We start from the raw sequence: 24,515 nt of genomic DNA, 5'->3' as shown, positions 1-24,515 counted from the left end.
TACACAAAAAAATAATCGCTTTGGCGGTTGACTTATTAATCGCTATAGATATTATTGCTGCACGTAGTACAGAAAAGAAAGTCGAACACTAAAGAGTCAGTTTATTTACTTTTGTTTAGTAGCCGGAGGGGCTAATGGAAAGTGTTAATCAAGGTGCAGCTTATAATGTAGAGCTAGTCCAGAAGTACAGCCTTGTCGATTCGTATTCAATCGAATATATAAATAAAAAGTGCCCCAGCTACTCTTTACTTAAAGGGCATTATGATGGTGAAGTCATATATTCTTTATATATAAGAAATGGGGATTATATGGTGCTGGTCGATGCTTTTAAAACCTTAAGTGAAGCCAATCAGAAAGCTCGGGGAATTATTGGTAATTACCCCCAAACAGAAAAGCATTTAGCGGCACTAGATAATAAAGGTGAATCATGAAAACTTTTATCTTCGGCGCAATAGAACGAGCCAACATGAAACAAAATCGTCCTATATGTATTAAGACTCAGGCAACTAATGAGCAGGAAGCAAGAAAGTCACTGGCTCCTACACATGTAATTTTAGGCTGGATGGGTCAAATAGTTAATCGCAACTGAGATAAACAATATTAACTCTGATAGGAATTAAACATGAACAATAAACTAAAAGCAGCCGTCGAAATTGCAGAAGAAATTAAATTAGCAATAATCCCCATGATGGTTGAAATTGAGAATAAAGGCGAAGAGGGCACATATATAACGTGTCGGGGAATTTATCGCCAAATGGAAGGGTTGGTCGAAAAATTAAAAGAAGTAGCAGGGGGGGGGTAATAATAATTGTAAAAATAAAAATCACGAATTGGAAAACACTCAAAAACTGTCAGAGAAATTACATTCACTTTTACATCTCTGGATGGAAGGACGTTTGACTGAGGATGATGCTTATATTTTAAGTATCGCAACTGAAATTAACCATAATGTATTGCAAGAAATAGCACGAGTTCGAGGAGAGTAATACTCATGAATGACATCCGAAAACACATTTGCGTTAATGAAGACCGTTTATCTAAAATGAAAGAAGATGATTTAAATTATCTAATCTCATCAAGTGAAGATGTCATATTCGCAATGACAAATGGATTATTATCCATTGGCAATTTAGCAAGTGCCGCAGTTCATAGTGAAGAATATTCCCAAGATGATGCCATGACTGATCTAGAAAGAATAGCGCATCTGTTAACTGTAGTACCTCTTATTATAGAAGCGGAACAAGAAAACAATATTAGTGCAGGAATTGAGTTAAGAGAAAGGCAAGCAATAAAAAAAGAAAAGCAATTAATTGAATCAATAAGGAATAACCATGAAAATACTTAAACCCATTGAAGCCGCCACCAATCAAGATATCACTATCGAATTACGCGATGTCTATGTCGTTCACGGTTCCGGCAAAACTTATCTGAGTGAGAAAGGTGCGCTGAATAAACTGGCTTACGTCCGGGCGCAAAAGCAGTTCAATAAGGAAGATAGGCCAAGTAACTTTCCTGCCGAAGAAGTCATTCAGGAAGACGGTACTCCTGCATTACGCAATGGTGAGATGCGCCCTGAGTTTATAGAGCGACATGCTCAGGTACTGGAAGAACTGAAAGCTGATGTTAGGCGGGAGAGAGATTTAATTAGAACTCAAAAGGAATATAGAAAGGCAAGGGAAAATGTCAGAAAAGCCCATGATGAATTATTAGCTTTGGGGAGAAAACTTTCCAAATTAAAATCAAAATAATAAAACAGTAAAAAATAAATTTAATTACAGCGCCATTGCTGGGGATTCGATCACGCTAAATTCAGGAAATAGAAAATGACACAATCAACTTTGCTTGAAAGAAAGCGAAAGGCATTTATACACGCCAAATTGGATACATTACAAAAGAAGCACAGCTCTCACTCTGTAATAATCAAAGTGGCAGGAATTAATTACCGACTGGATTTAGACGAGGAGACATTAACTCTCGCTTTAATTAATTTCTTTGAGGATGAATTGGATGAACACCAACATAAATCACATGAACTTATAAATACATATGACAGCTTTTACAACAAGCACGGGAATTTAACCCCAGAAGGTAATGAGTTTATGAATGAAATTCTAAAACTGATTGCGAAGAAAACTGAGCTAATAAATGGAGATAACAATGAAAAATGAAACCTATTTATATTTTGCTAATACAGCCATCCAGAAAGAGAAAGAAGAGAAGTATGACCTTGCAGCTTCATATTGGGGAAAAGCCAGAATTGTAGCCACCAGCCTTAATACTCAACTATGGGCTGAATATCGCCAAGAGCATAACGAAAAAAGACATTCATTACATACCAGATATGAGGAAGAAATTAAAAAACAGAAAGAAAGCCGACGAATAGCGGCGATAAACAAACAAACGGCAGAGATATTGGAAAAACACCTCGAAGATCACACTGAAACAAATAAGTGGAAACAAAAGTTTCAACAGGCGGAGGTTGATCATGACGGCGTATGAACAGGCAAAGCAATCAGCACGGATTTTAGAACTCCAAGGCTTCTTTCGCCGCGCTGCCAATAAATGGGGTGAGGCTCTTTCATTAACTAAAGAACACAAGCAAGAACAGGAATGCACCAAGAATAACCTGCGCTGTGTTCGACAAGCAAAAGTGATTATTCGCGAGGGGTTGTGATGGGAAAAAAGAAAAGAAGTAAAACACAACAAGGCTTCATGGGAATGACTATCCCTCAAGGAATGCAATTAGGAAAAGACGAAGAACGTGATTATTTAAATTCAAAAAAATACCTCTCTAATTTTTTATCAGAGGGTGAATTTACCAACGTACCACTAAATAGAGCTATGCGCCGTTTAGCAAAAAGAATGAAGATTGAACTTAAGGAAGCAGAATAATGAGCAAGAAAAACGAATTAGTAACTATCGATTCAAACAAACTGCCAGTGATCGAATGGCAAGGCGTTCGTGTCGTTACCACTGAAACGCTGGCGACTGGGTATGGAACATCTGAGGCAAACATTCGCGTCAACCTCAAAAACCACCGTAGTAGATTCATTGAAGGCGAGCACGCTTACACACTGAAAGGTGACGAACTTAGAGCATTCCGTAACCAAGTAAAGGATATTTACTTGGTTAATAAACATACAAATCAATTGACACTCTGGACTGAAAAAGGTGCTGCCCGCATATCAAAAATCGTTGATACCGACGAAGCATGGTCTTTCTTTGAAAAGATGGAGTCAGCTTACTTTCATCAGAAAAAACCCGCAACCAATCCCCTTGCCTTGCCCGGTGATTACATTGCAGCTCTGGAAGCATTGCTGACAACTGAAAAAGAAAAGGTCGTCATTACTCAAGAACGTGATGAAGCTCGCCGAACCAAATCACAGATCAGCCGCAGTCGTGAAGCTCAGGCACTCGGCAAACTCGGTGCTGTTACCCGCAAATGCAGAGAGCTGGAAGAACGCCTGGGCGAAAGCACAAAACACGCAACGGTTACGGCTGTGCAGAACGCCACAGAAAAAGAATACAACTACGCCCCACTCCGTAAATGGTGCCGTGAAAACAACATCGAAGTTGTGAAGGTTCCCGACACCCGATATGGACATGTTAAGTCATGGCCTGCCGAAGCATGGCTGGCTGTACACGGTGTGGATCTCAAGAAACTATTTAGCAAGAAGTGAGGTGATGAAAATGGAAAGAACAAGATATGTTGTGACCTATTTAGGTGATTACCCCTGTGGACATCGCCACCCACTAAGCATTTCTATGGTGACTCATGATGCTGCTGACGCTTTCACTAAAGCACAAGAAACACTCGCATTCACTGATGATCGCCTGACATCAACTAACCACACCCTCTTCTCTGTCATGCCAGAGGGATTCAACGAAAGCATGCTTGCTGACATGCACCTGTGCCCAAAAGCGGAGGTGAAGTCATGCTGATTGCTTCTGATTTGTTACGCGCCGCTTTGATCTGTGTGGCCAAAGGCGAAGATGCGGAAAAACGCCCTCAATTATCGGGGGTGCACATTACCCGAAAACATCTTGAGGCAACTAACGGTCATGCATTGGTACGCATGGAACTCACGGAAAACGTCATTAACTTTGATGATGATACTGACGTCGATCTGATTATCCGGTTCTGTGGGGATATTCCAGAAAAGGCTTGCTTCACAGACATCCAGTTAGGTGACGAACCAAAGGCTTTCCATTTGGGGGAAGACGAGGTGGTCTTTAGCCTTACTCATCTGGAGATAATCAACGGGCGCTTCCCTGATTTGGATAAGAACATCCCGACAGAGAAACAAAATGTTATCCCGTATTTCCTGGCTGAATATCTGGCTTACCCGTATTTGATGTTTGGCAGGGGTGCGGTACTCATGGAACCCTCGGGCATGGAGGCAGCTTGTCGATTCCGGTTTGGCGCTTTCACAAACAAGATTTACGGCAACCCTGTCTTTATCGTTCTGCCACTTTATAAAGACGCTTTCGAAGCTGCCGAGCAGAAGGTAAGAGAGTTGGAGGCTGACCGTGACAGATAAGCATCGCCAGATGGCAGACATTGACGATGTGCTTGTTAAGGCAACATTCCACATCGACGACGGCAGGGATCACACGAATCAGATTATCCACCGCCTCAGACAGAACTTTTACATTAATGAGGGCATCTGCCCTCCCCTGCCACCTGCACCGAAAGTGGCCGAAGTGAAGTTAACACCGGTGAACAAAGCGCGTAATAAGCGAGGTAAATAATAATGAAAGGCAAATTACTTCCTGTAGTTGTTGGTGTTGAAATTCCCCTTGATGAATTCGGGCGCTACAACCTGAACACATTACATAAGGCCAGTGGAGAAAATGAGAACAAAGCTCCCAACCAATGGTTAAGAACCAAGTACGCAAAGGAGCTTATTGCAGAACTTGACGCTAAGTTATTGAAAAATAATCAGACGGCATATTTGCAGTCTGGTCAGAAAGTCGTCGATATCAACAATGGCGGAACATCACCAGGCACTTACGCCCATGAGCTAATAGCGGTTTCCTATGCGGGATGGATTCGACCAGACTTTCAGCTTGATGTGAACCAGGCATTTATCGATTTCAAATCGGGAAATTCAGGTATCGGTATTAATTCCCTTCCATCTCTCGATCACATGGTTGGGCGATTTGATGAACTACGCCACCAGCTAGCAAAGGATGAGAAGAACGAAGCTGAGTTACTTTCTGTGTGCAGCCAAATCATGAACGCTCGCAAAAAGACCAAAGGTAAGCGCCATAAGATGATTAGTGCACTGAAAGAGGCAGGCCAACTGGCTATCTTTGATGATGAAAACAGCGGAGAACAAGAATGATCAATAACTCCTTCCACCTGACTCAGATCATCGCCTCGGTCTGGGGCGATCCTTCTGATATCACCGATGCAATCTGGCAGGCAGGATACCGTAAGCCAGAACGGGGAGAAAAGGAAATTGCCGAGCTTATTATTGACGTGATGGACGGGGTGCCTGATGAGGTGCCCTACAGCGAAAGGCCGAAGAATCTGAACGATATTCTCACAACGGAGCTGAACAACATCATTTTTGATGCGACATGGAGTGACACTGTAACCCCTGCAACTGTGGCTAAAATAGTTTTGAAGAACGGGTATCAGAAAGGAGGGGAATAGTGAAGATGAATACAACATTTCTATTAATGGCAGAGTTTGAGACTTCACAAATTCCGCTGTCTGACATAGCGGAAAGATATTTCAAGATGAGTCCCGGAACAGCCGAACGCAAGGCAAACGAAGGAAAGCTGGGTATCCCTACATATAAGTTAAACGACAGCCAGAAGTCACCGAGAATCGTTCATGTAAATGATCTTGCGGCACACATTGATAAACAAAGAGAGCAGGCCTCAAAAGAACTGGAGAGGATACAGTTTAAAAGAAAATGAACTAACAAAACCCGTCAAAAACTATCCGGGTGCTACTTTTATTGCAGCACCCCAATAGCACCCCTAAATCTCATAACAACTTGATTTTTTTGATTAGTAAACCCATCATCGATAGAATAACTGCGTTATCTAGAACAGATAGGAGCTTCCTTTTCAGCTCATTAAGGCCCATGAAAAAACCGGCGCTAAGATCGCCACCTTTTCATTGGTGGCTCAGATCTCAATCACCGGTTTAATTTCTAACTGAAATACAGTTTCAGTACCTGTCATTAGCATTACTCGCTCATTTCATTTCTGCTGTAATGTAACCTAACGGACTATGATGTCAGTATAATGACAGTTTTTTATTTATGACAAGATAAAAGCCTAAATTTTACTGAAACATTTTTTAACTTTTCTTTGATAAAGGATTACCCCATCATCGTGAAAAATTAACAATCCTGCTGGTTATTTTTTACAATGACTCGCCAGACGATATCCCGCTTTTTTAGCTTCGGCTTCTGTTCGAAAATAGACCGCATTTTTATCAGCTATGGTTTTATAACCAGAACAGTGAGCAAAATGATAAATCTGGCTATTCTTGTTGCCTTTAATTTTTTCACTCTGCGCGGTTTTTACGGTCGGGTTTCTGGCTGGAGCCTGATTGCCAGCCGCTTGAAAGCTATTTTGCTTTTGGACACCATTTTGAGTGCTCGACCCCTGACCTGAATTTTTATGCCCCAGTTCCCATTTCTGGCTACCGGTAACAAATGGGTTATGGTGCCCCATGATCCGGGCGATTTTATTATCTCTTTCCTGCTCCCACGCATCTACTGGATATTGGCGATCCCATGCCATCATAAGTTGCTGCTGCTGACGAGACATCTCAAGGTTATAGCGATCGTGCATATAGAAGTAAACTCTGGCAACCACGCCTTTAACTCTATCGCGCGGTTCAAACAGACGTGATTTAAAATCGACTTTACTGCTGCATGCCCCGTACATATTAGGCGTGTTTTTAGGCATCATTCCATAGGCGAAATTACTGCGATCGCCATTGACCTCGCCAATCGAAGGTGCCAGATTGTGCATATCCGATTCCATCATGCGAAAAACCGGATCATTCTCAACGCAGTTTTTTCTCCCGCCATTCTGCCAGCACTGCCGCTGGTGCCCAAAGACCCATGCCGGCACCATATGTTCCCATTCAATACGTTCCGCACGTGACTGCTGTGACCTGACCTGATAGCCGCAAGATGCCAGATCAACACGCCCGCCACTCTTACCTACCCATTGCCAGTCACAACCGCAATACAATGTGCCAATTGCTGATTTGGTTTGTCCGCTATAGACATTTTTTCTTGATTCTATTTTCGCCTGCTCAAAACTGGTCGGTGCACTCCATGCATTAAAAGATACAGTTAATCCGAAAAACAAAAGATAACTTGCCCACAAGCTAATTTTACTATTCAAAATGATACCTATTTATTTATTGTGTATAACATCCGCCCTATCCTGCCTGACAAAACAATAAAATGACAAATGTTATTCGTCGAGTGTGTATTAATATTTATTGTTAAACCAATCTATTATTTGGCTTAGTTAATATTAATATTACTTAATTCATAAAATAAGCGGATTTATTACGATGTTAAACGCCAAAATATCACGTTTATTAAACTATTGAACTCTAATTATTTGAGTAACATTAAACCAACTTAATAATATTTAATTGAATCTAACGGAATAAATGACTATTAGTACTAAAATTGAGCAGCTTGAGCAAGAGTTGCTGGCGGTTGTAAGAAAATATTCAGGGAATGAAGAAGTGACTGTAATTACGACTAACAGCTCAGAAAATAACTTACAGATTCAAGTTATCATTGCTGGTAAAAATCAGTTAGATATCACCCTGAATTCATTTACTGAACAGACATAAATAAATAACCGTGCAATTCCCTGCACGGTTATAGGCATATTACCAGATAGTTATCGAACAACCAATACCGAAATATTAGCGTAGGAAACAATGCCCGACGCATTTGAGCCCAGTAAATGGGTTGAAATATCAGGCCGCCTTGAACCTACGATGATCAAATCTGCACCAATTTCACGGGCAGTGGAGAGTACTTTATCTCGTGGAGAACCAAAAGCAACTGAGAACGAGACTCTATCTTTCGGTAAATTGATTTTTTCTACGACTTTTTTGAGTTCCTCTTCAGAATTCGTAACGGCTTTTTTAGCAAAAGCACTCAGCAAATCATAGTGATAGCTGTAATTTACAGAAAACCTTGAGATATCCGGAACGGCGTGAAACAGGTGAATTTTTGCACCGGAGATTTTTGCCAAAAATTCTGCATGTTTAATCGCATTATCAGTGAGTTGATCTTCTGGAATATCTATTGGAACTAAAATCGTTTTATACATACATACTCCCCTGTAATCGAATGTAACTACTAGCCATTACGCTTTTCTAAGTAATCAAGCCGCCATAAAAAACGGTAACAATCACTAATCCATTATTGCCAATAACCCATGTTATCTCACAACCAATACAGAGGTTTTCGCATATCTGACAATCCCCGCCGAGTTAGAACCTAACAGATGGGTCGTAATATTCGGCCGCCTTGAACCAATGACGATCAGATCGGCTTCAATCTCATCAGCCGTAGAGGTAATTTCGTCTCGTGGTGAGCCGAAAGAAATTGAATAGGAAATGCGATCGTTCGGTAAATCAATGGAATCTACCAGCATAGCCAATTCCTCTTCGGCCTTGACGGTCGCTTTGTCTTTAATTTCCATATAGCCTAATGCATAAGCATTAATAATTGCGGATGAAATAGGGAGTACATGTAGAATATGTAACTTAGCACCTGTTTCTCTGGCGATATCAAGCGCACAGCGAACAGCCTTACTCGTGAGTTCTTCTTCTGAAATATCTACCGGTACTAAAATAGTTCTGTACATATGCACGCTCCTATTATTCAAATACCAAGCCTAGTTGATTTTCCGATTGTACAAGGATCCAGCATAACTTACTGTGAGTTACCTAACACCTCAACATGTTAGCGCCGATAGCGGTTAATAGATAGGCGTTTAACCTGCCAAATTAATGAACAAGCCAGCAATTGTTGCACTCATCAGATTGGACAGTGTTGCTGCCAGTAGCGCCCTCAGACCCAGCCTTGCAATGTCTGAAGCCCTTTCGGGTACTACCGCTGTAAATGCACCGACAACAACCGCTATCGAACCAAAGTTGGCAAAGCCACAAAGCGCGAACGAAATAACCGCGATAGTTTTGGTATCCAGAAGAACCGCAGGATCTTTTAAATAAGGAGAAAAGTTCACATAAGCCACAAATTCGTTGATTGCTAATTTTTGTCCAATCAAACTCCCTGCCAGATCAGTATGCTCCCAGTTAACCCCCATGACATAAGCCAAAGGCGAAAAAAGATAACCCAGCAGGCTCTGCATACTTAGCCCCGTCAGGCCGAATAACTCGCCAATGCTACCGATCATGCCATTGATCAGTGCTATCAGGGCAACAAATGCCATCACCACCGTCGCGACGCCAACAGCGATTTTCAATCCTAACATGGCACCACCAGCAGCCGCTTCGATAATGCTGGCCGGGCGCTTCTCGCTGAATGAAATCTGTTCAAATTGTATTTGTGAAGGCTCCGTGGCAGGACTGAGCAAACGAGCAAACAAAATCCCTCCCGGAATAGCCATCAAAGATGCCGCCAACAGATATTCTATCGGTACGCCCAACCCCGCATAACCCACCAGCATTGATCCGGCAATTGAGGCCATGCCACTGCATATCACAGTGAAAAGCTCATTGCGGTTCATTTTATTGACGAAAGGTTTTAACACCGCAGGTAATTCATTTTGCCCCAGAAAGATTGTGGTTACCGCAGCAAAGGCTTCCACTTTACTAATTCGCATAGATTTCTGGAACGCATATCCCAAGATATTAATGACCCATTTCATGACGCCAATATAATAAAGAATAGATATCAAAGAAGTAATAAAGATAATAGCGGGCAATACCTGAAATGCAAAAATAAACCCTGCGCCATCAAATAATTCATTCATTTTCGGCCCGACTAAACCTCCGAAGATAAATGAACTGCCCGCAGAACTATAAGAAATAACGGCATTAACACCATTGGCAATGTTATGGATTAACCATTTACCGGCGGGAATATACAGCATTATTGCGCCAAGGCTGACTTGAAGCAATAATGCAGCACCCACCGTACGCAAGCTAATTCTTTTTTTATTGACAGAGAACAAATATCCAACCAGAAGAAGTGCTACTATTCCCATCAGACTACGTATAATATCCATCATTATATTCCCATTATTTTTTAGCCAGCCGAAAAAATCCCAAAGGATATTACCATGTTTCTCTCTCAGGCTGACATTTATTTTATTGTAACGTTGGATAAGATATATCGGATGATATTTACTGGTGCTTATTTATTGCTTGATAAGCAATGGCAATTTGCGCTGCCAGTTTCGCATTATTGAAAACCAATTCGATATTTGCCTGTAAACTTTCACCACCCGTCAATTCCGATACTCGGGTCAGCAGGAATGGAGTACTCTCTTTGCCATGAATCCCCTGCTCCTGCGCTTCTCGGACAGCCTGTTCAATAGCTGCATTGATTTGAGCTTCCGGCATAGCGAATGGCTCAGGGATGGGGTTGGCGATCACCAGCCCTCCTCTCAGCCCCGAATTCCATTTTGCTTTCATCGCATGGGCTATCTGTTGGGGATTTTCAAGCGTCACACTCACCGGAAATGGGCTGGTACGGCAGAAAAATGCCGGCAATTTTTCGGTTTGATATCCTACGAGTGGCACGCCATGTGTTTCCAGATATTCGGTCGTTAATCCCAAATCAAGAATGGATTTGGCACCCGCACACACTACTGCCACGTTGGTAATCGCTAATTCCTGCAAATCTGCTGAAATATCAAAAGTGTGTTCAGCACCACGATGAACGCCACCAATCCCTCCCGTCGCAAATACAGCAATGCCGGCCATTTCAGCAATAATCATCGTTGAAGCTACCGTTGTCGCTCCATGTTTCCCTTCTGCCACGACAAATGGCAGATCACGGCGGCTGACTTTTGCAACTAAATGCCGCTCTTTCCCCAACAACTCAATGTCTTCCTGAAATAATCCCGCTTTCATGCGTCCATTAATAATCGCGATGGTCGCCGGAACGGCTCCATGTTGCCGAATACAGCTTTCAACTTCCAGCGCCGTTTCCACGTTTTGCGGATAAGGCATACCATGAGCAATAATAGTGGATTCCAGCGCCACGACAGGCCGATTCTCAGCCAAAGCCTGTGCCACTTCCGGAGAAATATCCAAATATTCATTTAAGACAAGATTTTTTTTCATGATTTTAATTCCAACAGTTTTTTCACTCTACCAGGGGATAAATTGGGGTGATTGGTCAGTTCTGAGGACAAGGTGAGCGCAGAGCACCCTTGTGCGAAACGAATGCTGTCTTCCAATGTCATGCCTTCCAGCCAGCAATGGGCAAGCCCTGCCATCATTGCATCTCCCGCACCATTGGCATTGACAATGTTGATGGAAATGGCAGGTGAGCAACCCGCTATTCCCGCTATTTCACTGTAATATACGCCTGCGGTTCCCATGCTCAGAGCCAGCCTCTGAACACCTTGCTGATGGAACCAGGTTGCGGTGTCAGCCGCATCTGCCAATGTGACAATTTTGATTCCGCTGAGTATTTCTGCTTCCAATCGATTGGGTTTCAGGGTATGGATATGCGATAACCAATGGCGAATTTTCGTGGCTTTGAATGTTGATACCGTATCAACAAAGATTGGGATATTTCCTGCATGACTGAATAGCCACTCTAATGATTCTTCCGTCAAATTACAGTCAATAATCAATACCCCTGCATTCTGGATTAAGGCTTTGGATTGAGATAATAAGGCAGGCGTCAATTTTTCCAGAATATTCATGTCATTAATGGCTAACCGCATTTCTCCGCTGTCATCAATTACTGAATTGTAGGTTGATGTCGCTTCACCATATAATTTATGGAAATAATCAACATAAACGCCCGCTAATTTCGTCTGTTCGAATAATGTTTTGCCATAAAAATCATTACCGACAACGGAAATTAAATAGCTTTCACTGCCTAATAAAGCGATGTTATGGGCAATATTGCGGCCAACGCCCCCCGCCGTAGATTGAATTTTCCCCGGATTAGAATCTTCATAGATTAATTCTGCGAATGCATAGCTGGTAACATCCATATTGGCTGCACCAACCGTAACAGCATACCTATTGTCAGACAGAATATAGCCTTTACCTTTTATATGCCCCTTCTTGCTCAGGTTCATAATATGCCCCGCAACACATGAACGACTAATTCCAAGAATATCGGCAATTTCTTGCTGCTGAATAAAAGGATCTCGCCTGAGGAGGTGCAATATCTGTTTTTCCCGATTCGCCATTTCATGTCCTTACTTATGTTTTGAACATGAGACTTTTCTATGGCATCACTGGCAGGCAGTAAAGTGCATTTACATTATTTGTTGTCATTATGGGAAAGCGATCGTAAGTCTCATGAAAGGCTTTTTACATTGGATAAATTTGACATAAATCACATTTAATTAACTTATAATTTACAATAGTAAGGAATTTAATTCTTATTAGCCGAACCAGTAATAATTTATTTAAGTTATAATAACAATAAAAACAATCATATTGATAAAATACAAAACTAAACAAACATTTGTTTGTTTCTCCAAAAATGTTGATTTTTTAAACAAACGGCGGGTTGCTTGTTACATCAAAAGGTGAGTTTTATCACAAATCGATCTTGATAAGAAATCAGCAGGAATAGTTACTGACTCCATGCACAATTGCGTCGAAAAATCGACAAACCAGCCGACAATAGACACAAAAAAGGGGCTGAAATATCAGCCCCCTGTGATACCAGCAAACTGACGTCAATCATTTTTCTCCAATGGGAAAGGAGCAGGATGTTTTGTGTTGTAGTTAAAAGTATACATAGCCGTGACGATCATCATCACAACCAGCGTCCATACAACTTGTTCAGCGCCTGTTCCCATCACGGCCCAAATACAGTAGGCAAAGGCAATAAAAGTGATCACGATGTAGCGCGGTTTTTCCTGTCTGAAATGCCCATGCCCCAGTAACAGCAGGGCTGCGCAGGTATACAGATAGGGTATCAGGGTAAAAATGACTGAAACGGAAGAGACCAGCCCAAACTCTTTCGCCGCATTCGGGGAAATGCTGCTGAATTGGAAGAGAGTCATCAATACACCGAGGATCAGCAGGCCAGCAACCGGGGTTCCCTCCTTGTTCACTTTGCCAAAAATAGCAGGAAACAGGCCATCATCAGCGGCAGCCTTAGCGGTCTGTCCAGCGAGCAACGTCCAACCGCCCAGCGATCCTAAACACCCTACCGCCGCACAAAATACAACTATCGCTCCTGCTGTATCACCCAGTGCCAGTCTCGCCGCATCACCAAAAGGCGAAGATGAGAGTTTCAGCGCGGCATTCGGGATCATGCCCATAATCACACTGCTGGACAAGATGTAGCATACGGCAGCGATAAGTACGCCCCCGATGGTCGCAATAGGCACGTTGCGTTTGGGGTTTTTGACCACACCTGCGGCAACCGAGGCACTTTCAACCCCAATGAAAGACCATAACGTCACATTTAAAATACTTTGGATAGCCCCAAAGGTATTTAGCCCGCTCACGTTCCACGCATCCATATACGTTTTACCGCTGAACCAGAACCAACCGAATACAGCCGTCGCCACTATCGGGATAAGTGCCAATGTTGTAGCAACAGCCTGTACTCTGGTAATGACATGCGGCCCGATAATATTCAAGAAGACAAATACCCACAATATCGCAATGCAAGCCATGGTCAAAATTACTGGGTCTTTCAGGATGGCGAAAAAGTAACTGAGATAACCGACGCCAATCACCACCATCGCGATATTGCCGATCCAACAGGCCAGCCAGTACAGGACGTTGGTCTGGTAGCCCAAAAATGGCCCAAAGGCCCGTCGAGCATAGGCATAAGAGCCTCCCGGGCTATCATCCAGTGAAGAGATCTTGGCATACACCATAGATAGCCCCACGGCACCGATGATCGTGACCAGCCATCCGAGAATGGCAATGCCTCCGGTGGAAGCCAGGCTGGCGGGCAGGAGAAAAACGCCTGATCCCATGATATTGCCCGCGACCATCAACGTAACGGGGATCAATCCGACTTTTTTCGTCTCTGAAACCGTAGTCATAATTTAGCTTCCCGTTCTCATTTTTTTATGCACATAACGTGATAAATACCGTTGATAACCTCTGTTCCTTCCGTTTCATGCTCAAATCCGGGAAATTCGTGATCCCATTTTTGCAGGGCATGTAAGTAACCTATTTGCGGGCCGGTTTTATCTCCGAAGTTTTCCCCTGAAAGCAGCATCGGAATGCCGGGAGGATATGGAATGATGGAGTTGGCCGCAATGCGGTGAGGAAGATCGTCGATCGCCACCATTTCGACGTTGTTGGTCACAATAGCCTGATAGGCTGTCCGTGGGGTCATCGCCATTTCCGGCAGACCGGAATACGCGTGATTTAACTGATCGCCCGGATTATTCTGACGCAAATAAGCGAACATTTTATCGCCCAACGCTTGCAAACCTAAGTTGCCATACACTTCCTGATGTTGATTCACCAGCTCAGGCAAAACCTTGCTGAGCGGCGTATTGGCGTCGTAATGATGTTTGAAAGAAAGTAAAGTATTGAGCAATGTTCCCCATTTTCCTTTGGTAATCCCCATTGAAAACAGGAACATAATTTGAAAATCGGTGGTTCGGGTTGGGACGATACCATGCTGGCTTAACCAGGCTGTCACCAGCGCCGCTGGCACACCCTGCTTCAGCAATTGACCATTATCTCCCATGCCCGGTGCCAAGATACTGACTTTGATTGGATCAAGCATACTCCAGTCATCGGGCAAGTCTTCAAAACCGTGCCAACTGTCTCCCGGACACATAGTCCAGCAACTTTGTTCTTTGGTCAGTAAGTCTCTTGGTGCATCTTCAAACGCAATTTTTTTGCCCGTCGCGGGATCGGTGACTTTTTCCTGATTCCACGGTTTAAAAAACCAATCGCCCTTTTCGTTGAAATCGCGATGCAAGCGAGCCAATGCCTGACGAAAGTCTACCGCTTCCTCAATCACTTCTTGCGTCAAAGAATAACCGCTATTGCCGTCCATCATGGAAACCGCGATATCGTTTGAAGCGCAAATCGCATAGAGCGGTGAAGTCGTCGCATGCATCATATAGGCTTGATTAAATCTTGAAAAATCAATGGGATTGCGACCATTCCGCACATGAATGAAAGAGGCTTGTGATAAGGCATTCAGCAACTTATGGGATGAATGGGTGGCAAAAACAGTCGGCCCCGTATGACTCTTCGGATCACCGCGCATCGCGTAATGATCATGATAAATCGGGTTAAAGCGCGCATAACCGTACCATGCTTCATCAAAATGTATTCTATCAACACTTTTATCCAGTAATTCCTGTACATGCCTGGCGTTATAACAGACCCCATCATAGGTACAGTTTGTCACGACGCTATAGGCGGGTTTACGGCCAGCCATGCCTTGAGTCAGTGGGTTCTGTTTCAGTTTTTTCTGGAGTGTTTTTGTCTGCATTTCCTGCGGATAGATAGGACCAATGATGCCATAACGATTACGGCTCGGTAGCAGATAGACGGGCTTTGCGCCTGTCAGGATAAGCCCCTGTTCGATAGATTTATGGCAGTTACGGTCAATGACGACGACATCGTCTTCGGTCATGCAGGCTTGCATAATCGTACGGTTAGAGCCTGATGTTCCTACCACAACGGAATAAGAGTAATCAGCGCCAAAGACTCTGGCCGCATTTTTTTCACTTTCGCCAAATGCGCCGGAGTGATCTAATAGCGATCCCAACGAAGCGCGCTCAATTCCCATATCGGTACGAAAGAGATTTTCGCCATAATAATCATGATAAAGACGACCGACAGGAGTTTTATTGAACCCAACACCGCCCTGATGCCCCGGCGCTGCCCAAGAATACTCATAGATTTGGCTGTATTTCATGAGCGCGGCCATCAAAGGTGGTAATAATTGTTGACGATAACGCCGCATTGCCGCCATTGCCCTGCCTGCAATGAAATCGGCAGAGTCTTCAAGTATCCATGCAAATTCGGCCAACTGTTCCAACAATTCATGATTTAGCAGAAATACGGTTTTTTCCCGATCACTTAATAAAAATACCGGCACATTTTCTTGGCGTTCAAACAATTTATTTAATAATCGCTGTATTTCTCGATATAAATCATCATCCATCAATGCGCAACTGACCATTAAGCAATCGAACGGCTCATTGGATGCAATTATCGTATAACTATCATCAAATGAGTCGGCAATAACCACCTCAACATCTCGGTCGGTTAATTTATCCGCCAACCGGTGTACGGCATTTTCAATATAATGACTGTGATATCGTGTACCCACTTCGTTCTTTGCTATCAATACCTTCATGACCTTCTCCTTACTCTATCCCTACTCAAACTGACAAAATAAACTCAGTGTGACTTGGCAATTGCCATTAAATGATTGATACAATCAAGAAAATTTAAGTCTCAATCACGTAATGACATAAGTTAACTATTCGTGTACACATAAATTTTTGTGTTTAAAATCACATTAATAAAATATAGTGGCTATTTTTGATTATGCAATTCAGGTGTCTGAAGGAAAATTCTGCTTGTTGTATTTCGCGGGGTCTGATGCCATACATATTTGAATAATAATAATGAATAACACTTACTTTAATCTTTATTTGTGATTGGTTTTTTTGACTATTTTCATATGATTTAATTTATTTCTTACATGATTTTATAATCATATATTATTTTTTCCTTGTTAATTTTTTATTGAGCCAATAAAATTTCCGAAATCATTAGAAAAGAATAACTAAATGAAGACCTATAATATCGAAATATCTCACCGTTCTATCGGTGATAATGACAATCGTAGACACAGGTGTGAATACTTTAGTGGTTATAATTTTGCCGGAGGTGGAGCCTATATCGATTTTAAAAACATGACGTTACTGGTTATCGATATCTGCTTGTTATTATCGATAACCCACTAACTTTCAGCAGGAAACAATCATGCGTATCATTGCCGTAAGACATGCAGAGACACAATGGAATCTTGACAGAATCATTCAAGGTCATCTGGATAGCCCCGTGACTGAAAAAGGATTTCGTCAAATCGCTTCATTACTGAAGGAAATAAAAAACTTTCCCATCACCAGAGTTATTTCGTCTCCTGCTGGCAGAGCTTGTACTACCGCTCAAATTTTGGCAACGCATTTTGGTTGTCAGCTTGAGACAGATGAAAACTTACATGAGCAAAATTTTGGCCTATTGGAAGGACTTTCTTTTGAACAAGCCCAAAATTGTTATCCTGCTATCACCTCCCGTCTTTTTACTGGAGAGCCAACGATAGCTGCGCCTGAAGGAGAATCAGCCATTCAGGTGGTTCAGAGGATAATGGCTTATTTACAACGTTTGGCAGTAAATAATCACGATAAAACCCTCTGTCTGGTTACTCACGGACTTACATTACAGGCGCTGATTTGGATATTGAAAGGAGGTAAATTACAGGAAGAAACGAGGCAATACGCCCATCAAAACTGTAGCTATTCCGTCATTGATATTACAGAAGAATATATCGAAGTTGTTAACTGGGGCATTGCAACTCATTTATTTTTGCGGTAATTGATATATTGACACAATATTATTTCTTTTTAAAACAATCACTCCATTAAAATAAAAACACGTAGTTTCGCATAGTAAATGCAACATCGTTACTCTGGAAATAAACATGTTCGTATCCCTTTAAATAATTCATTAGGTATTTTACCACCCCGAATTTTTCGGGGTGATTATTTAATTGGTTTACCACAAAATTTATTTCCTGATCAGAGACTTTATTAAAATCGGTCACAGTTTCACATAATAAATGCAACACTATTGCTCTCGAAGTAAACAAATACTTAGGTCAGATTGGCTCTGAGCGACTATATTTAAGTCTATGACCTAACAATCAATACCATCTAAATAAGAGAACAAACCAATGTTATTCCTTTTCATTCCGCAGCTTCCCGATCAAGTAATAAGCGTTTACGTTCAATCCCCCAGCGATATCCTGAAATGTCGCCATCCAATTTAACGACTCGGTGACAAGGAATGGCAACAGCAATTGAGTTCTGGCCACACGCATTCGCAACAGCACGCACAGCCCCCGGATTACCGATCATTTCGGCTAATTGGGTATAGCTAATCGTCGTTCCAGTCGGAATAGTAAGAAGCATTTTCCATACACGTTGTTGAAAAACTGTGCCTTGAATATCCAGTGGAAGGTTAAATGGAGTGCCTGGTTTTTCAATAAGCTCAATAACCTTTGCAACTACATTCTCAAAATCTAAGTCGCCGCCAATAAATTCAGCTTTAGAAAATTTATCTTGGAGACTATTAAGAAGTTCTGTTGGATTATCACCAAATGAAATAGCGCAAATCCCTTTCAATGAACGGGCGACTAAAATACTTCCTAGTGAGCACTCGGTAATAGCAAATTGAATTAAAGTATCCTTGCCACCTTTCCGATAGGTGCTGGGTGTCATACCTAATGAATCATCAGTTGCCGCATAAAATCGGCTACAAGAATTAAAACCGGAATTATATATAGCATTTGTTATACTTTCATTTTTGTTAATCAATTCGTTATGCATATTTTTAATACGAATAGCGGTACTATATTGTTTTGGTGTTACACCAATGATCTTCTTAAACAGACGGTGGAAAAAATAGGCACTTATTTCTACCTGCATTGAGAGTTCCTCAAGTTTTATATCTCCCCTTCTGTTCTCTATAATCCTACACGCCTTTGTCACTAAGCGCTCATTTTTTGTTGAAATTGATTCACCGTTGGGATTACATCGTTTACAGGCGCGATAGTTTTTATTTTCAGCAAGTTCACAATTATCAAAAATCTCGATGTGGTGAAGCTTAGGAATTCTCGCCGGACAGGATGGACGACAATAAATTCCTGTCGTTTTAACGGCGTAGACAAAGTGGCCGTCAGCTTTGATGTTTTTAGCCTTTATATCCAACCAACGGGGATCTAATTCAGTTAATAGAGTATTATCTTTGCTCCAAGACATAATTAAGTTCCTTAATTATTTAATAGGATACCTCAGAACTTTCTACTACCCTTTTATTTTACTCCATTGGCCTAATATCGTTAGATTAAATATCTAAATAAAGATCCCTCTCACCAAGATTTGCCTGCTTTTTAACATCCTAAAGATAAACTCGATAGACACACACTCTATTTCTTGCTTTCAAATTCAAAAATTTGAACTTTCTAAAAGCTAGAGAGCAAAAAACAGGGTGTTTTAGGTGTCTTTCGGATTTATAACAATATTGTTACATTTAACCAAAAGGATTAACAAATGAGAGCCAAACTGACACAATCTATGAAAGACTACGAGTACACATGTTCAAACGTAATGGATGCCGATTTTTACTTTAAGGGTCTTGATTATGTTAGATCTTCTTATAAGGCACTATTTTCACGGTTCCCCCCAAAGCCTCGAGATGGAACTGTTTCTGAAGATTTGCAATTCAACAGTTCAGTAACAGACAAAATACTTGATATGCGAATTCATTCGCCTAATGAACAGCTTGAATCAAAGCAAATTTTACCCTGTATTATCTATGCTCACGGTGGTGGTTTTGTAAGTGGTGATCTGAGTGTTGTTGATGCTATGGGTAGAGATTTAGCACTTGATCTTAATGTCAGAGTCGTGGCTTTTAATTACCGGCTCGCCCCTGAGCATCCGTATCCTGCTGCTCTTGAAGATTGTTGTGATGTTTATCTTTTCATACGTCAGATAGCAAAACAAAAAGGCATCAATATTGACCAAATTTATTTTGCTGGTGAGAGCTGCGGTGGAAACTGGGCGATAGCATTACCCCTTTGGCTACGAGATAATAATCTGCCACAACTGGCTGGCTCCATTGCAATCAACCCTGTATTGGATGTTCACCGATGGGCTCAAAAGAAAGTCAGCGATGTATCTAAAGCATTCTGTGATGAAATGCATTTTTTTACCACGTCATATCTTGGCCAGAATGAAAAGAAACTCATCCAATACGCATCTCCGTTACTCGCTGATAATCTTTCCGGATTACCTCCTGCTGTATTTTGGTCTGCTGCCATTGACCCGTTGTCTGATGATGTCAGAGCACTATCAGATCGTATGAAACAAAACGGGATTAATGTTTATGTCAATATTGAAGATGAAGCGATACATGGTTGTTTACGCGCAAGATATCATTATTTATTTGCAAAAAAAGGATATGAAAATTTATTACTACTCATAACAAATTTAATTAATCTTCAAGTGAAAAATAAAAATTAGATATTTATAAAAAAATACATTAGTTAATATATAAGGAGTATTATCATGCTTAATAGTAGCGTGAGGTCATTTGATACTTGGCATTACTCCATGTTAAATGATAATGCGAGGACAATAGCTTTAGAAAGCGCCATTAAGGAATTGAATCTAAATGGTAAAAATGTTTTTGAAATTGGTACTGGCGCAGGGTTAATATCAATGATGTTTGCAAAATATGGTGCTAAAAAAGTATTAACTTGCGAAATAAATGAGCAACTATCGAAAGAAGCAATCTCAATATTTAAATTAAATAACCTCGATAAATGTATTACTTTAATAAACAAACCAAGTTCCAAAGTGATAGATGATGGAGATCTTGATTTTACGCCAGATATTATATTCACTGAAACCATTGATTGTGGTGTCATAGGTGAAGGTTTCTATAGTATTTCAGAAGATATTAAAAAAATAGCACAACCACAAACAATAATCATGCCCTATAAGATAGAACAATATGGCTATCTTGTAGAGAGCAAAGAAATATATAGCCTCAATCATGTTGCCATTGTTAAAGGCCTGGATCTATCGCCACTTAATCGTTATAGCACAAAAAATTTCTTCCCTGTCAGATCCCATCTTTACGAAAATAAATTGCTAACCCCTCTCACAAATATAAAAAACTATGACTATTTAACCGAGATTTCAACAACAGAAACTTCGACATTTTCAATAAATGAAGAAGGTATTTGCTATGGCATGTTGTCCTTCTTTGTCGCCAAATTTGGATCATTCTATGTTTCAAATAAAGCCGGTTTACAAAGCCATTGGCATCAGGCATTTCATCCCTTAAATACGCCCAAGAAAGTTTTAAAATATAAGCAATATCATGGGTCGCTGGAACGTGACGGAAAATTCACACTTGAGGAGTTTTAAAATGAATAAAAAATCTATACGTGATTATAAAAAAAATGAAAATTTCAACGACATTAACATAGGTAGAGATGCTATTCTTGCATTTGCTGATTCAGAACAATGTATTGATAACGGAAATCGCTACGAAGAACAATTTTATGGTCGAAGAATAAGACCACACGTCCTTAAATATATTGATTTTTCGAGTCCTTTAACCAGAGATAATATCTTAACATATAGTGCATTCGCTGCAAATAGAACTCTTTTTACCATGAATGAAATGGATTTTTTAATGCTTCCTGAAATGGATAAATTCATCTGGGATGACTATCAAAAATTTTATTCTGATGAGCGTTTTATTACTTCTAATGCAGGCATTCGGCTTTTGGAAAAATATCTTTTCTCATTCCTTGATGATGAAATAGGTATTACTGAAAACTGGAATAAAGAAAGAGTCAAAGAATATTTTTTCTCATTCGCAGATGAATCATTAAAATGCTCATCTCTCCCATCCGCCAATGCCATTTTAACTTCAATAGATCCTATTACTACATCAAAAGATTGGCTAATTCAATTGGCCACAGATTTCTTAATTGAATCAAGCCCTATGGCTAGATATGCAAGTGGAAGCTATGGGGAAATTGCCAGTTCCTTATTCAAGATAATTATTGATGAACTCGGTTATGGTGATTTTTCTAAACATCACGCAACGTTATACCGAGACACGCTTAATTCTGTTAACTTAAATTCTACACCTCATTACTACTGGCAATATTATCTTAATGGCAGCTTACTATTAGCAAATTATTATAATATGGTAACAAAAGACAAAAGAAAATTTTTCCGTTATATTGGCGCAATTTATCAAGCAGAAACGTCTTTCATTACGAGTTGTAAAATTTGGAGAAACGCATTAAAAGAGGCATTGCCAAATATTAATGTCAAATATTTTAATGAGCATTGTCACATAGACATTGACCATTCAAGAATGGTATTTGAAGGATTAGTCTCACCGGCTATAGATAAATATGGTCAAATTGCAGCAACAGAGATCATTAGAGGGTTCGAAGAAGCATGTTTAATCAGTGATATCAGCGAACAAGATTTTGTACGTCAGATAAAATGGAAGGATAATGCGGAGAAATATAAACATCTCCATGACAGAATCATCATAAAGGTAAAGGAAGCCGCAAATAAAGGTATTATCCCTTGTGTTAAAATTACCGAGCCATACAATGAGTTGTCAATAACTCACTCTCATGATAGTAATGAGTTATGTCATGTTAAGTCAGGAACGATGGAGTTTTTAAATGGTTTTGAAAAATCCACAATTTTAAATGCTGGAGAAGGAATTATTATCGAACATAATCGGTTACATGGTGCTTTAATTAAATCAGAATCTTGTGATTATGAAATATATACCATAGGAGACTTAACTAAATGGGAATAAAACAAATCAATGATAGTGTCCTCATAGAGGTGAACCGATACATCTTTGCCAGAAACATTCTGACGGAAAACTGGAACATCCCTAGCATGGGAATATAATAAAAAAATCTTCAATATCAGAAGATGTATCAGCAAGTTATCATCGAGCTACGGGAAAAATTTGAAAAAAAAGAGGGTTACCAACTTTGATTAAAAGAGGAAAACATCATTCAAAAACAAAGAGGTAACTCTCAGGTTTCATACTCAGCAAACAAACCATAAAGCACAAAGTCAGCTTACTGAGCCTTGCTCAAGTCTTAAGTGACTTATTTTTGCTATAAGCGATATATTGATACAACACCATATCGCTTGAAAAACAACCTCCTCATTAAAATAAAAACATGAATAAATAAAGACATGATTGAATTTATTTTGTTATTTATAATTATTTACTTATAGACACCATTTAAAATAAATTAATCACTTTCGTTATTAATAACATAAATACCCATTTATAGTAATAAACACTCCTAATTTCAATCCATTAAATATAATGCTCATAATAAAAATTAATAATAGGCTATTTTAATATGTATGAGTGAATCAAAAAAGGAAACCATTGATTTTTATTTCAATGTGCTAATATCACACCGCTCTAACTTTTCAGAATTAATTATTATTTTCATTTGTTATCACTCGTTATTTTTAACTGACAGACACATCGTTGTTTAAATGTTGGGGGAATACCCAAGGGCGGTAGCATACCGTAAATAAAAAGCAGAAGTTATCAGAATAGTTAATTTCAATACGTAACTTTATAGCAAACGATAACGGAGCCCGATTGTGATAGAAAAATATTCTTCATGTTTTATTAAACTTAATACTGTTTCTAATCCTGAGATGCGAATATTTTGTTTCCCTTATGCCGGAGGAAGCAGTGCAACTTTTGTTCCCTTTGCCAAAAAAATCAAATCAAACGCTGAGTTTTTAGTCATACAACCCCCCGGTAAAGGCAGCAGGATCAGAGAAAAACCTCATGATGACATGAGTCGCCTTGTTGAAGACATCTATGTCAATATCAAAAGCTTACTTGATAAACCTTATCTATTTTTTGGTCACAGTTTAGGTAGCCGAGTCGCTTTTGAGCTAATCAGAAAAATTAACGCCGCATCATTACCTCTCCCTATAGAATTTATTGCCTCAGGCAGTAAAGGGCCTCAGGTTCCTGCTATCAGAGAACCATTAAGTGGGTTACCGGATAAAGATTTTATCAATGGATTACAGACGTTTGGCCGGGTTGATAAACAAGTCATCGACAATGCCGAATTATTGTCCCTGATTTTACCCGCAGTAAAGGCAGATTTTAAAATTTCGGAAGAATATCATTATGTTGGAACAGAATCTTTCTCCTGTCCTTTAACCGTGTTTGGTGGAAAAAATGATGCCATAGTCACAGAGCAAGAACTCTATTCTTGGTTAGATTTATTTGAACAAGAGAAAAAGGTCATCATTTTTGAAGGTACTCACTTTTTCATCGATGATAATAATGAACCTGTTATTGATGCGGTTCAAAATATTATCAAATCAAAAAGTTCCCAACAATATCACCGATATCCACCAACGATATAACCGTATTGAGCCACCACAGGGTAGCTTGATGCTTATTACGATTCACGGTTTATTCCTATAAACAGTAAATCAGCAGTTTA

At 40.3% G+C, this 24,515-nt stretch carries 30 protein-coding genes and 2 pseudogenes; 22 read left to right on the top strand and 10 right to left on the bottom strand.

Annotated elements, in window-relative coordinates; all coding sequences use genetic code 11:
• The first annotated feature begins 134 nt into the window (after positions 1-134).
• The 16 genes and pseudogenes from PSI22_RS10780 (at position 135) to PSI22_RS10710 (ending at position 5,931) form a co-directional block, all read left to right on the top strand.
• The gene (locus PSI22_RS10780; protein WP_273579749.1) at positions 135-431 is read left to right on the top strand and encodes a hypothetical protein; all 297 of its coding nucleotides are present in this window, start codon (positions 135-137) and stop codon (positions 429-431) included.
• Complete coding sequence (locus PSI22_RS21495; protein ID WP_370689021.1) at positions 428-589, top strand: host cell division inhibitor Icd-like protein; 162 nt, start codon at positions 428-430, stop codon at positions 587-589. Before PSI22_RS10780 ends, PSI22_RS21495 begins: the two co-directional genes overlap by 4 nt.
• Before the next feature lie 33 nt (positions 590-622).
• The gene (locus PSI22_RS10775; protein WP_273579748.1) at positions 623-802 is read left to right on the top strand and encodes a hypothetical protein; all 180 of its coding nucleotides are present in this window, start codon (positions 623-625) and stop codon (positions 800-802) included.
• Positions 803-991: 189 nt separating this feature from the next.
• On the top strand, positions 992-1,345 hold the full coding sequence (locus tag PSI22_RS10770) for a hypothetical protein (RefSeq protein ID WP_273579747.1): 354 nt from the start codon (positions 992-994) through the stop codon (positions 1,343-1,345).
• A complete protein-coding gene (locus PSI22_RS10765; protein WP_273579746.1) occupies positions 1,332-1,748 on the top strand; it encodes a hypothetical protein in 417 nt (138 codons plus the stop codon). Before PSI22_RS10770 ends, PSI22_RS10765 begins: the two co-directional genes overlap by 14 nt.
• A gap of 75 nt (positions 1,749-1,823) precedes the next feature.
• On the top strand, positions 1,824-2,168 hold the full coding sequence (locus PSI22_RS10760; RefSeq protein WP_273579745.1) for a hypothetical protein: 345 nt from the start codon (positions 1,824-1,826) through the stop codon (positions 2,166-2,168).
• Positions 2,158-2,499, top strand: a complete 342-nt coding sequence (locus PSI22_RS10755; protein WP_273579744.1) for an ANR family transcriptional regulator — start codon at positions 2,158-2,160, stop codon at positions 2,497-2,499. The genes PSI22_RS10760 and PSI22_RS10755 overlap by 11 nt, the downstream gene beginning before the upstream one ends.
• Positions 2,486-2,674 carry a PerC family transcriptional regulator gene (locus PSI22_RS10750; protein WP_273579743.1) on the top strand — a complete coding sequence of 63 codons (189 nt, stop codon included), beginning with the start codon at positions 2,486-2,488 and terminating at the stop codon, positions 2,672-2,674. Before PSI22_RS10755 ends, PSI22_RS10750 begins: the two co-directional genes overlap by 14 nt.
• Positions 2,674-2,892, top strand: coding sequence for a hypothetical protein (locus PSI22_RS10745; protein WP_273579742.1), 219 nt, complete (start codon positions 2,674-2,676; stop codon positions 2,890-2,892). The genes PSI22_RS10750 and PSI22_RS10745 overlap by 1 nt, the downstream gene beginning before the upstream one ends.
• Complete coding sequence (locus PSI22_RS10740; RefSeq protein WP_273579741.1) at positions 2,892-3,680, top strand: ORF6N domain-containing protein; 789 nt, start codon at positions 2,892-2,894, stop codon at positions 3,678-3,680. Before PSI22_RS10745 ends, PSI22_RS10740 begins: the two co-directional genes overlap by 1 nt.
• A gap of 10 nt (positions 3,681-3,690) precedes the next feature.
• On the top strand, positions 3,691-3,942 hold the full coding sequence (locus tag PSI22_RS10735; protein WP_273579740.1) for a hypothetical protein: 252 nt from the start codon (positions 3,691-3,693) through the stop codon (positions 3,940-3,942).
• Positions 3,912-4,541 (top strand): beta clamp domain-containing protein, encoded by a 630-nt coding sequence (locus PSI22_RS10730; protein WP_273579739.1) that lies wholly within the window; start codon positions 3,912-3,914, stop codon positions 4,539-4,541. Before PSI22_RS10735 ends, PSI22_RS10730 begins: the two co-directional genes overlap by 31 nt.
• Positions 4,531-4,752: a hypothetical protein gene (locus PSI22_RS10725; protein WP_038224919.1), complete on the top strand. Its 222-nt coding sequence runs from the start codon at positions 4,531-4,533 to the stop codon at positions 4,750-4,752. The genes PSI22_RS10730 and PSI22_RS10725 overlap by 11 nt, the downstream gene beginning before the upstream one ends.
• Positions 4,753-4,754: 2 nt before the next feature.
• Positions 4,755-5,103: pseudogene (locus PSI22_RS21490) on the top strand (KilA-N domain-containing protein); the annotation flags it as partial.
• Between the two features lie 241 nt (positions 5,104-5,344).
• Positions 5,345-5,662, top strand: a complete 318-nt coding sequence (locus PSI22_RS10715) for a hypothetical protein (protein WP_273579737.1) — start codon at positions 5,345-5,347, stop codon at positions 5,660-5,662.
• Between the two features lie 5 nt (positions 5,663-5,667).
• Positions 5,668-5,931 (top strand): pyocin activator PrtN family protein, encoded by a 264-nt coding sequence (locus PSI22_RS10710; protein WP_273579736.1) that lies wholly within the window; start codon positions 5,668-5,670, stop codon positions 5,929-5,931.
• A gap of 447 nt (positions 5,932-6,378) precedes the next feature.
• Here the strand turns inward: PSI22_RS10710 and PSI22_RS10705 are convergent, their stop codons facing one another.
• Positions 6,379-7,383, bottom strand: coding sequence for an endonuclease (locus PSI22_RS10705; protein ID WP_273579735.1), 1,005 nt, complete (start codon positions 7,381-7,383; stop codon positions 6,379-6,381).
• A 277-nt stretch (positions 7,384-7,660) separates the two neighbouring features.
• On the opposite strand from PSI22_RS10705, the gene PSI22_RS10700 reads away from it, so the two are divergent.
• Positions 7,661-7,849: a hypothetical protein gene (locus PSI22_RS10700; protein WP_273579734.1), complete on the top strand. Its 189-nt coding sequence runs from the start codon at positions 7,661-7,663 to the stop codon at positions 7,847-7,849.
• Positions 7,850-7,899: 50 nt separating this feature from the next.
• On the opposite strand, the gene PSI22_RS10695 is transcribed toward PSI22_RS10700, so the two are convergent.
• The 7 genes from PSI22_RS10695 to adiA all read right to left on the bottom strand — a co-directional run bounded on the left by PSI22_RS10695 (position 7,900) and on the right by adiA (position 16,532).
• On the bottom strand, positions 7,900-8,337 hold the full coding sequence (locus PSI22_RS10695; RefSeq protein WP_038247262.1) for a universal stress protein: 438 nt from the start codon (positions 8,335-8,337) through the stop codon (positions 7,900-7,902).
• A 111-nt stretch (positions 8,338-8,448) separates the two neighbouring features.
• On the bottom strand, positions 8,449-8,877 hold the full coding sequence (locus tag PSI22_RS10690) for a universal stress protein (protein WP_038195768.1): 429 nt from the start codon (positions 8,875-8,877) through the stop codon (positions 8,449-8,451).
• Positions 8,878-9,006: 129 nt separating this feature from the next.
• On the bottom strand, positions 9,007-10,263 hold the full coding sequence (locus tag PSI22_RS10685; RefSeq protein WP_273579758.1) for a NupC/NupG family nucleoside CNT transporter: 1,257 nt from the start codon (positions 10,261-10,263) through the stop codon (positions 9,007-9,009).
• Between the two features lie 118 nt (positions 10,264-10,381).
• The gene (locus PSI22_RS10680) at positions 10,382-11,326 is read right to left on the bottom strand and encodes a pseudouridine-5'-phosphate glycosidase (protein ID WP_273579733.1); all 945 of its coding nucleotides are present in this window, start codon (positions 11,324-11,326) and stop codon (positions 10,382-10,384) included.
• The gene (locus PSI22_RS10675) at positions 11,323-12,414 is read right to left on the bottom strand and encodes a PfkB family carbohydrate kinase (protein WP_273579732.1); all 1,092 of its coding nucleotides are present in this window, start codon (positions 12,412-12,414) and stop codon (positions 11,323-11,325) included. The genes PSI22_RS10680 and PSI22_RS10675 overlap by 4 nt, the downstream gene beginning before the upstream one ends.
• Positions 12,415-12,912: 498 nt before the next feature.
• Positions 12,913-14,241 (bottom strand): arginine/agmatine antiporter, encoded by a 1,329-nt coding sequence (gene adiC / locus PSI22_RS10670; protein ID WP_273579731.1) that lies wholly within the window; start codon positions 14,239-14,241, stop codon positions 12,913-12,915.
• 17 nt (positions 14,242-14,258) lie between these two features.
• The gene (gene adiA / locus PSI22_RS10665; protein ID WP_273579730.1) at positions 14,259-16,532 is read right to left on the bottom strand and encodes an arginine decarboxylase; all 2,274 of its coding nucleotides are present in this window, start codon (positions 16,530-16,532) and stop codon (positions 14,259-14,261) included.
• A gap of 635 nt (positions 16,533-17,167) precedes the next feature.
• On the opposite strand from adiA, the gene PSI22_RS10660 reads away from it, so the two are divergent.
• A complete protein-coding gene (locus PSI22_RS10660; protein ID WP_273579729.1) occupies positions 17,168-17,779 on the top strand; it encodes a histidine phosphatase family protein in 612 nt (203 codons plus the stop codon).
• Positions 17,780-17,868: 89 nt separating this feature from the next.
• On the opposite strand, the pseudogene PSI22_RS10655 reads toward PSI22_RS10660, so the two are convergent.
• Positions 17,869-18,005, bottom strand: a pseudogene (locus PSI22_RS10655) (IS30 family transposase); the annotation flags it as partial.
• A 145-nt stretch (positions 18,006-18,150) separates the two neighbouring features.
• Complete coding sequence (gene ada, locus PSI22_RS10650) at positions 18,151-19,224, bottom strand: bifunctional DNA-binding transcriptional regulator/O6-methylguanine-DNA methyltransferase Ada (RefSeq protein WP_273579728.1); 1,074 nt, start codon at positions 19,222-19,224, stop codon at positions 18,151-18,153.
• A 291-nt stretch (positions 19,225-19,515) separates the two neighbouring features.
• Between ada and PSI22_RS10645 the strand changes: the two genes are divergently transcribed.
• The 4 genes from PSI22_RS10645 (at position 19,516) to PSI22_RS10630 (ending at position 24,435) form a co-directional block, all read left to right on the top strand.
• Entirely contained in the window at positions 19,516-20,487 is a 972-nt protein-coding gene (locus tag PSI22_RS10645) for an alpha/beta hydrolase (RefSeq protein WP_273579727.1), read from the top strand.
• 45 nt (positions 20,488-20,532) lie between these two features.
• Complete coding sequence (locus PSI22_RS10640; RefSeq protein ID WP_273579726.1) at positions 20,533-21,399, top strand: 50S ribosomal protein L11 methyltransferase; 867 nt, start codon at positions 20,533-20,535, stop codon at positions 21,397-21,399.
• A 1-nt stretch (position 21,400) separates the two neighbouring features.
• Complete coding sequence (locus tag PSI22_RS10635) at positions 21,401-22,828, top strand: iron-containing redox enzyme family protein (RefSeq protein WP_273579725.1); 1,428 nt, start codon at positions 21,401-21,403, stop codon at positions 22,826-22,828.
• 821 nt (positions 22,829-23,649) lie between these two features.
• Entirely contained in the window at positions 23,650-24,435 is a 786-nt protein-coding gene (locus PSI22_RS10630; RefSeq protein ID WP_273579724.1) for a thioesterase II family protein, read from the top strand.
• The last annotated feature ends 80 nt before the right edge of the window (positions 24,436-24,515 follow it).

This window comes from Xenorhabdus aichiensis, assembly GCF_028598775.1.
Lineage (GTDB): Bacteria > Pseudomonadota > Gammaproteobacteria > Enterobacterales > Enterobacteriaceae > Xenorhabdus > Xenorhabdus bovienii.
This window is presented reverse-complemented; position numbering and strand designations above follow the sequence as displayed.

Excerpts from the sequence above, each read along its gene's own strand:
- PSI22_RS10645 (WP_273579727.1), top strand. The coding sequence starts at position 19,516 with ATGAGAGCCAAACTGACACAATCTATGAAAGACTACGAGTACACATGT.
- PSI22_RS10735 (WP_273579740.1), top strand. The coding sequence starts at position 3,691 with ATGGAAAGAACAAGATATGTTGTGACCTATTTAGGTGATTACCCCTGT.
- PSI22_RS10715 (WP_273579737.1), top strand. The coding sequence starts at position 5,345 with ATGATCAATAACTCCTTCCACCTGACTCAGATCATCGCCTCGGTCTGG.
- PSI22_RS10635 (WP_273579725.1), top strand. The coding sequence starts at position 21,401 with ATGAATAAAAAATCTATACGTGATTATAAAAAAAATGAAAATTTCAAC.
- PSI22_RS10675 (WP_273579732.1), bottom strand. The coding sequence starts at position 12,414 with ATGGCGAATCGGGAAAAACAGATATTGCACCTCCTCAGGCGAGATCCT.
- PSI22_RS10710 (WP_273579736.1), top strand. The coding sequence starts at position 5,668 with ATGAATACAACATTTCTATTAATGGCAGAGTTTGAGACTTCACAAATT.
- PSI22_RS10775 (WP_273579748.1), top strand. The coding sequence starts at position 623 with ATGAACAATAAACTAAAAGCAGCCGTCGAAATTGCAGAAGAAATTAAA.
- PSI22_RS10660 (WP_273579729.1), top strand. The coding sequence starts at position 17,168 with ATGCGTATCATTGCCGTAAGACATGCAGAGACACAATGGAATCTTGAC.
- PSI22_RS10690 (WP_038195768.1), bottom strand. The coding sequence starts at position 8,877 with ATGTACAGAACTATTTTAGTACCGGTAGATATTTCAGAAGAAGAACTC.
- ada (WP_273579728.1), bottom strand. The coding sequence starts at position 19,224 with ATGTCTTGGAGCAAAGATAATACTCTATTAACTGAATTAGATCCCCGT.
- PSI22_RS10750 (WP_273579743.1), top strand. The coding sequence starts at position 2,486 with ATGACGGCGTATGAACAGGCAAAGCAATCAGCACGGATTTTAGAACTC.
- PSI22_RS21495 (WP_370689021.1), top strand. The coding sequence starts at position 428 with ATGAAAACTTTTATCTTCGGCGCAATAGAACGAGCCAACATGAAACAA.
- PSI22_RS10640 (WP_273579726.1), top strand. The coding sequence starts at position 20,533 with ATGCTTAATAGTAGCGTGAGGTCATTTGATACTTGGCATTACTCCATG.
- PSI22_RS10760 (WP_273579745.1), top strand. The coding sequence starts at position 1,824 with ATGACACAATCAACTTTGCTTGAAAGAAAGCGAAAGGCATTTATACAC.
- PSI22_RS10755 (WP_273579744.1), top strand. The coding sequence starts at position 2,158 with ATGAAAAATGAAACCTATTTATATTTTGCTAATACAGCCATCCAGAAA.
- PSI22_RS10740 (WP_273579741.1), top strand. The coding sequence starts at position 2,892 with ATGAGCAAGAAAAACGAATTAGTAACTATCGATTCAAACAAACTGCCA.
- PSI22_RS10765 (WP_273579746.1), top strand. The coding sequence starts at position 1,332 with ATGAAAATACTTAAACCCATTGAAGCCGCCACCAATCAAGATATCACT.
- PSI22_RS10700 (WP_273579734.1), top strand. The coding sequence starts at position 7,661 with ATGACTATTAGTACTAAAATTGAGCAGCTTGAGCAAGAGTTGCTGGCG.
- adiC (WP_273579731.1), bottom strand. The coding sequence starts at position 14,241 with ATGACTACGGTTTCAGAGACGAAAAAAGTCGGATTGATCCCCGTTACG.
- PSI22_RS10680 (WP_273579733.1), bottom strand. The coding sequence starts at position 11,326 with ATGAAAAAAAATCTTGTCTTAAATGAATATTTGGATATTTCTCCGGAA.
- PSI22_RS10745 (WP_273579742.1), top strand. The coding sequence starts at position 2,674 with ATGGGAAAAAAGAAAAGAAGTAAAACACAACAAGGCTTCATGGGAATG.
- PSI22_RS10770 (WP_273579747.1), top strand. The coding sequence starts at position 992 with ATGAATGACATCCGAAAACACATTTGCGTTAATGAAGACCGTTTATCT.
- PSI22_RS10695 (WP_038247262.1), bottom strand. The coding sequence starts at position 8,337 with ATGTATAAAACGATTTTAGTTCCAATAGATATTCCAGAAGATCAACTC.
- PSI22_RS10685 (WP_273579758.1), bottom strand. The coding sequence starts at position 10,263 with ATGGATATTATACGTAGTCTGATGGGAATAGTAGCACTTCTTCTGGTT.
- PSI22_RS10780 (WP_273579749.1), top strand. The coding sequence starts at position 135 with ATGGAAAGTGTTAATCAAGGTGCAGCTTATAATGTAGAGCTAGTCCAG.
- adiA (WP_273579730.1), bottom strand. The coding sequence starts at position 16,532 with ATGAAGGTATTGATAGCAAAGAACGAAGTGGGTACACGATATCACAGT.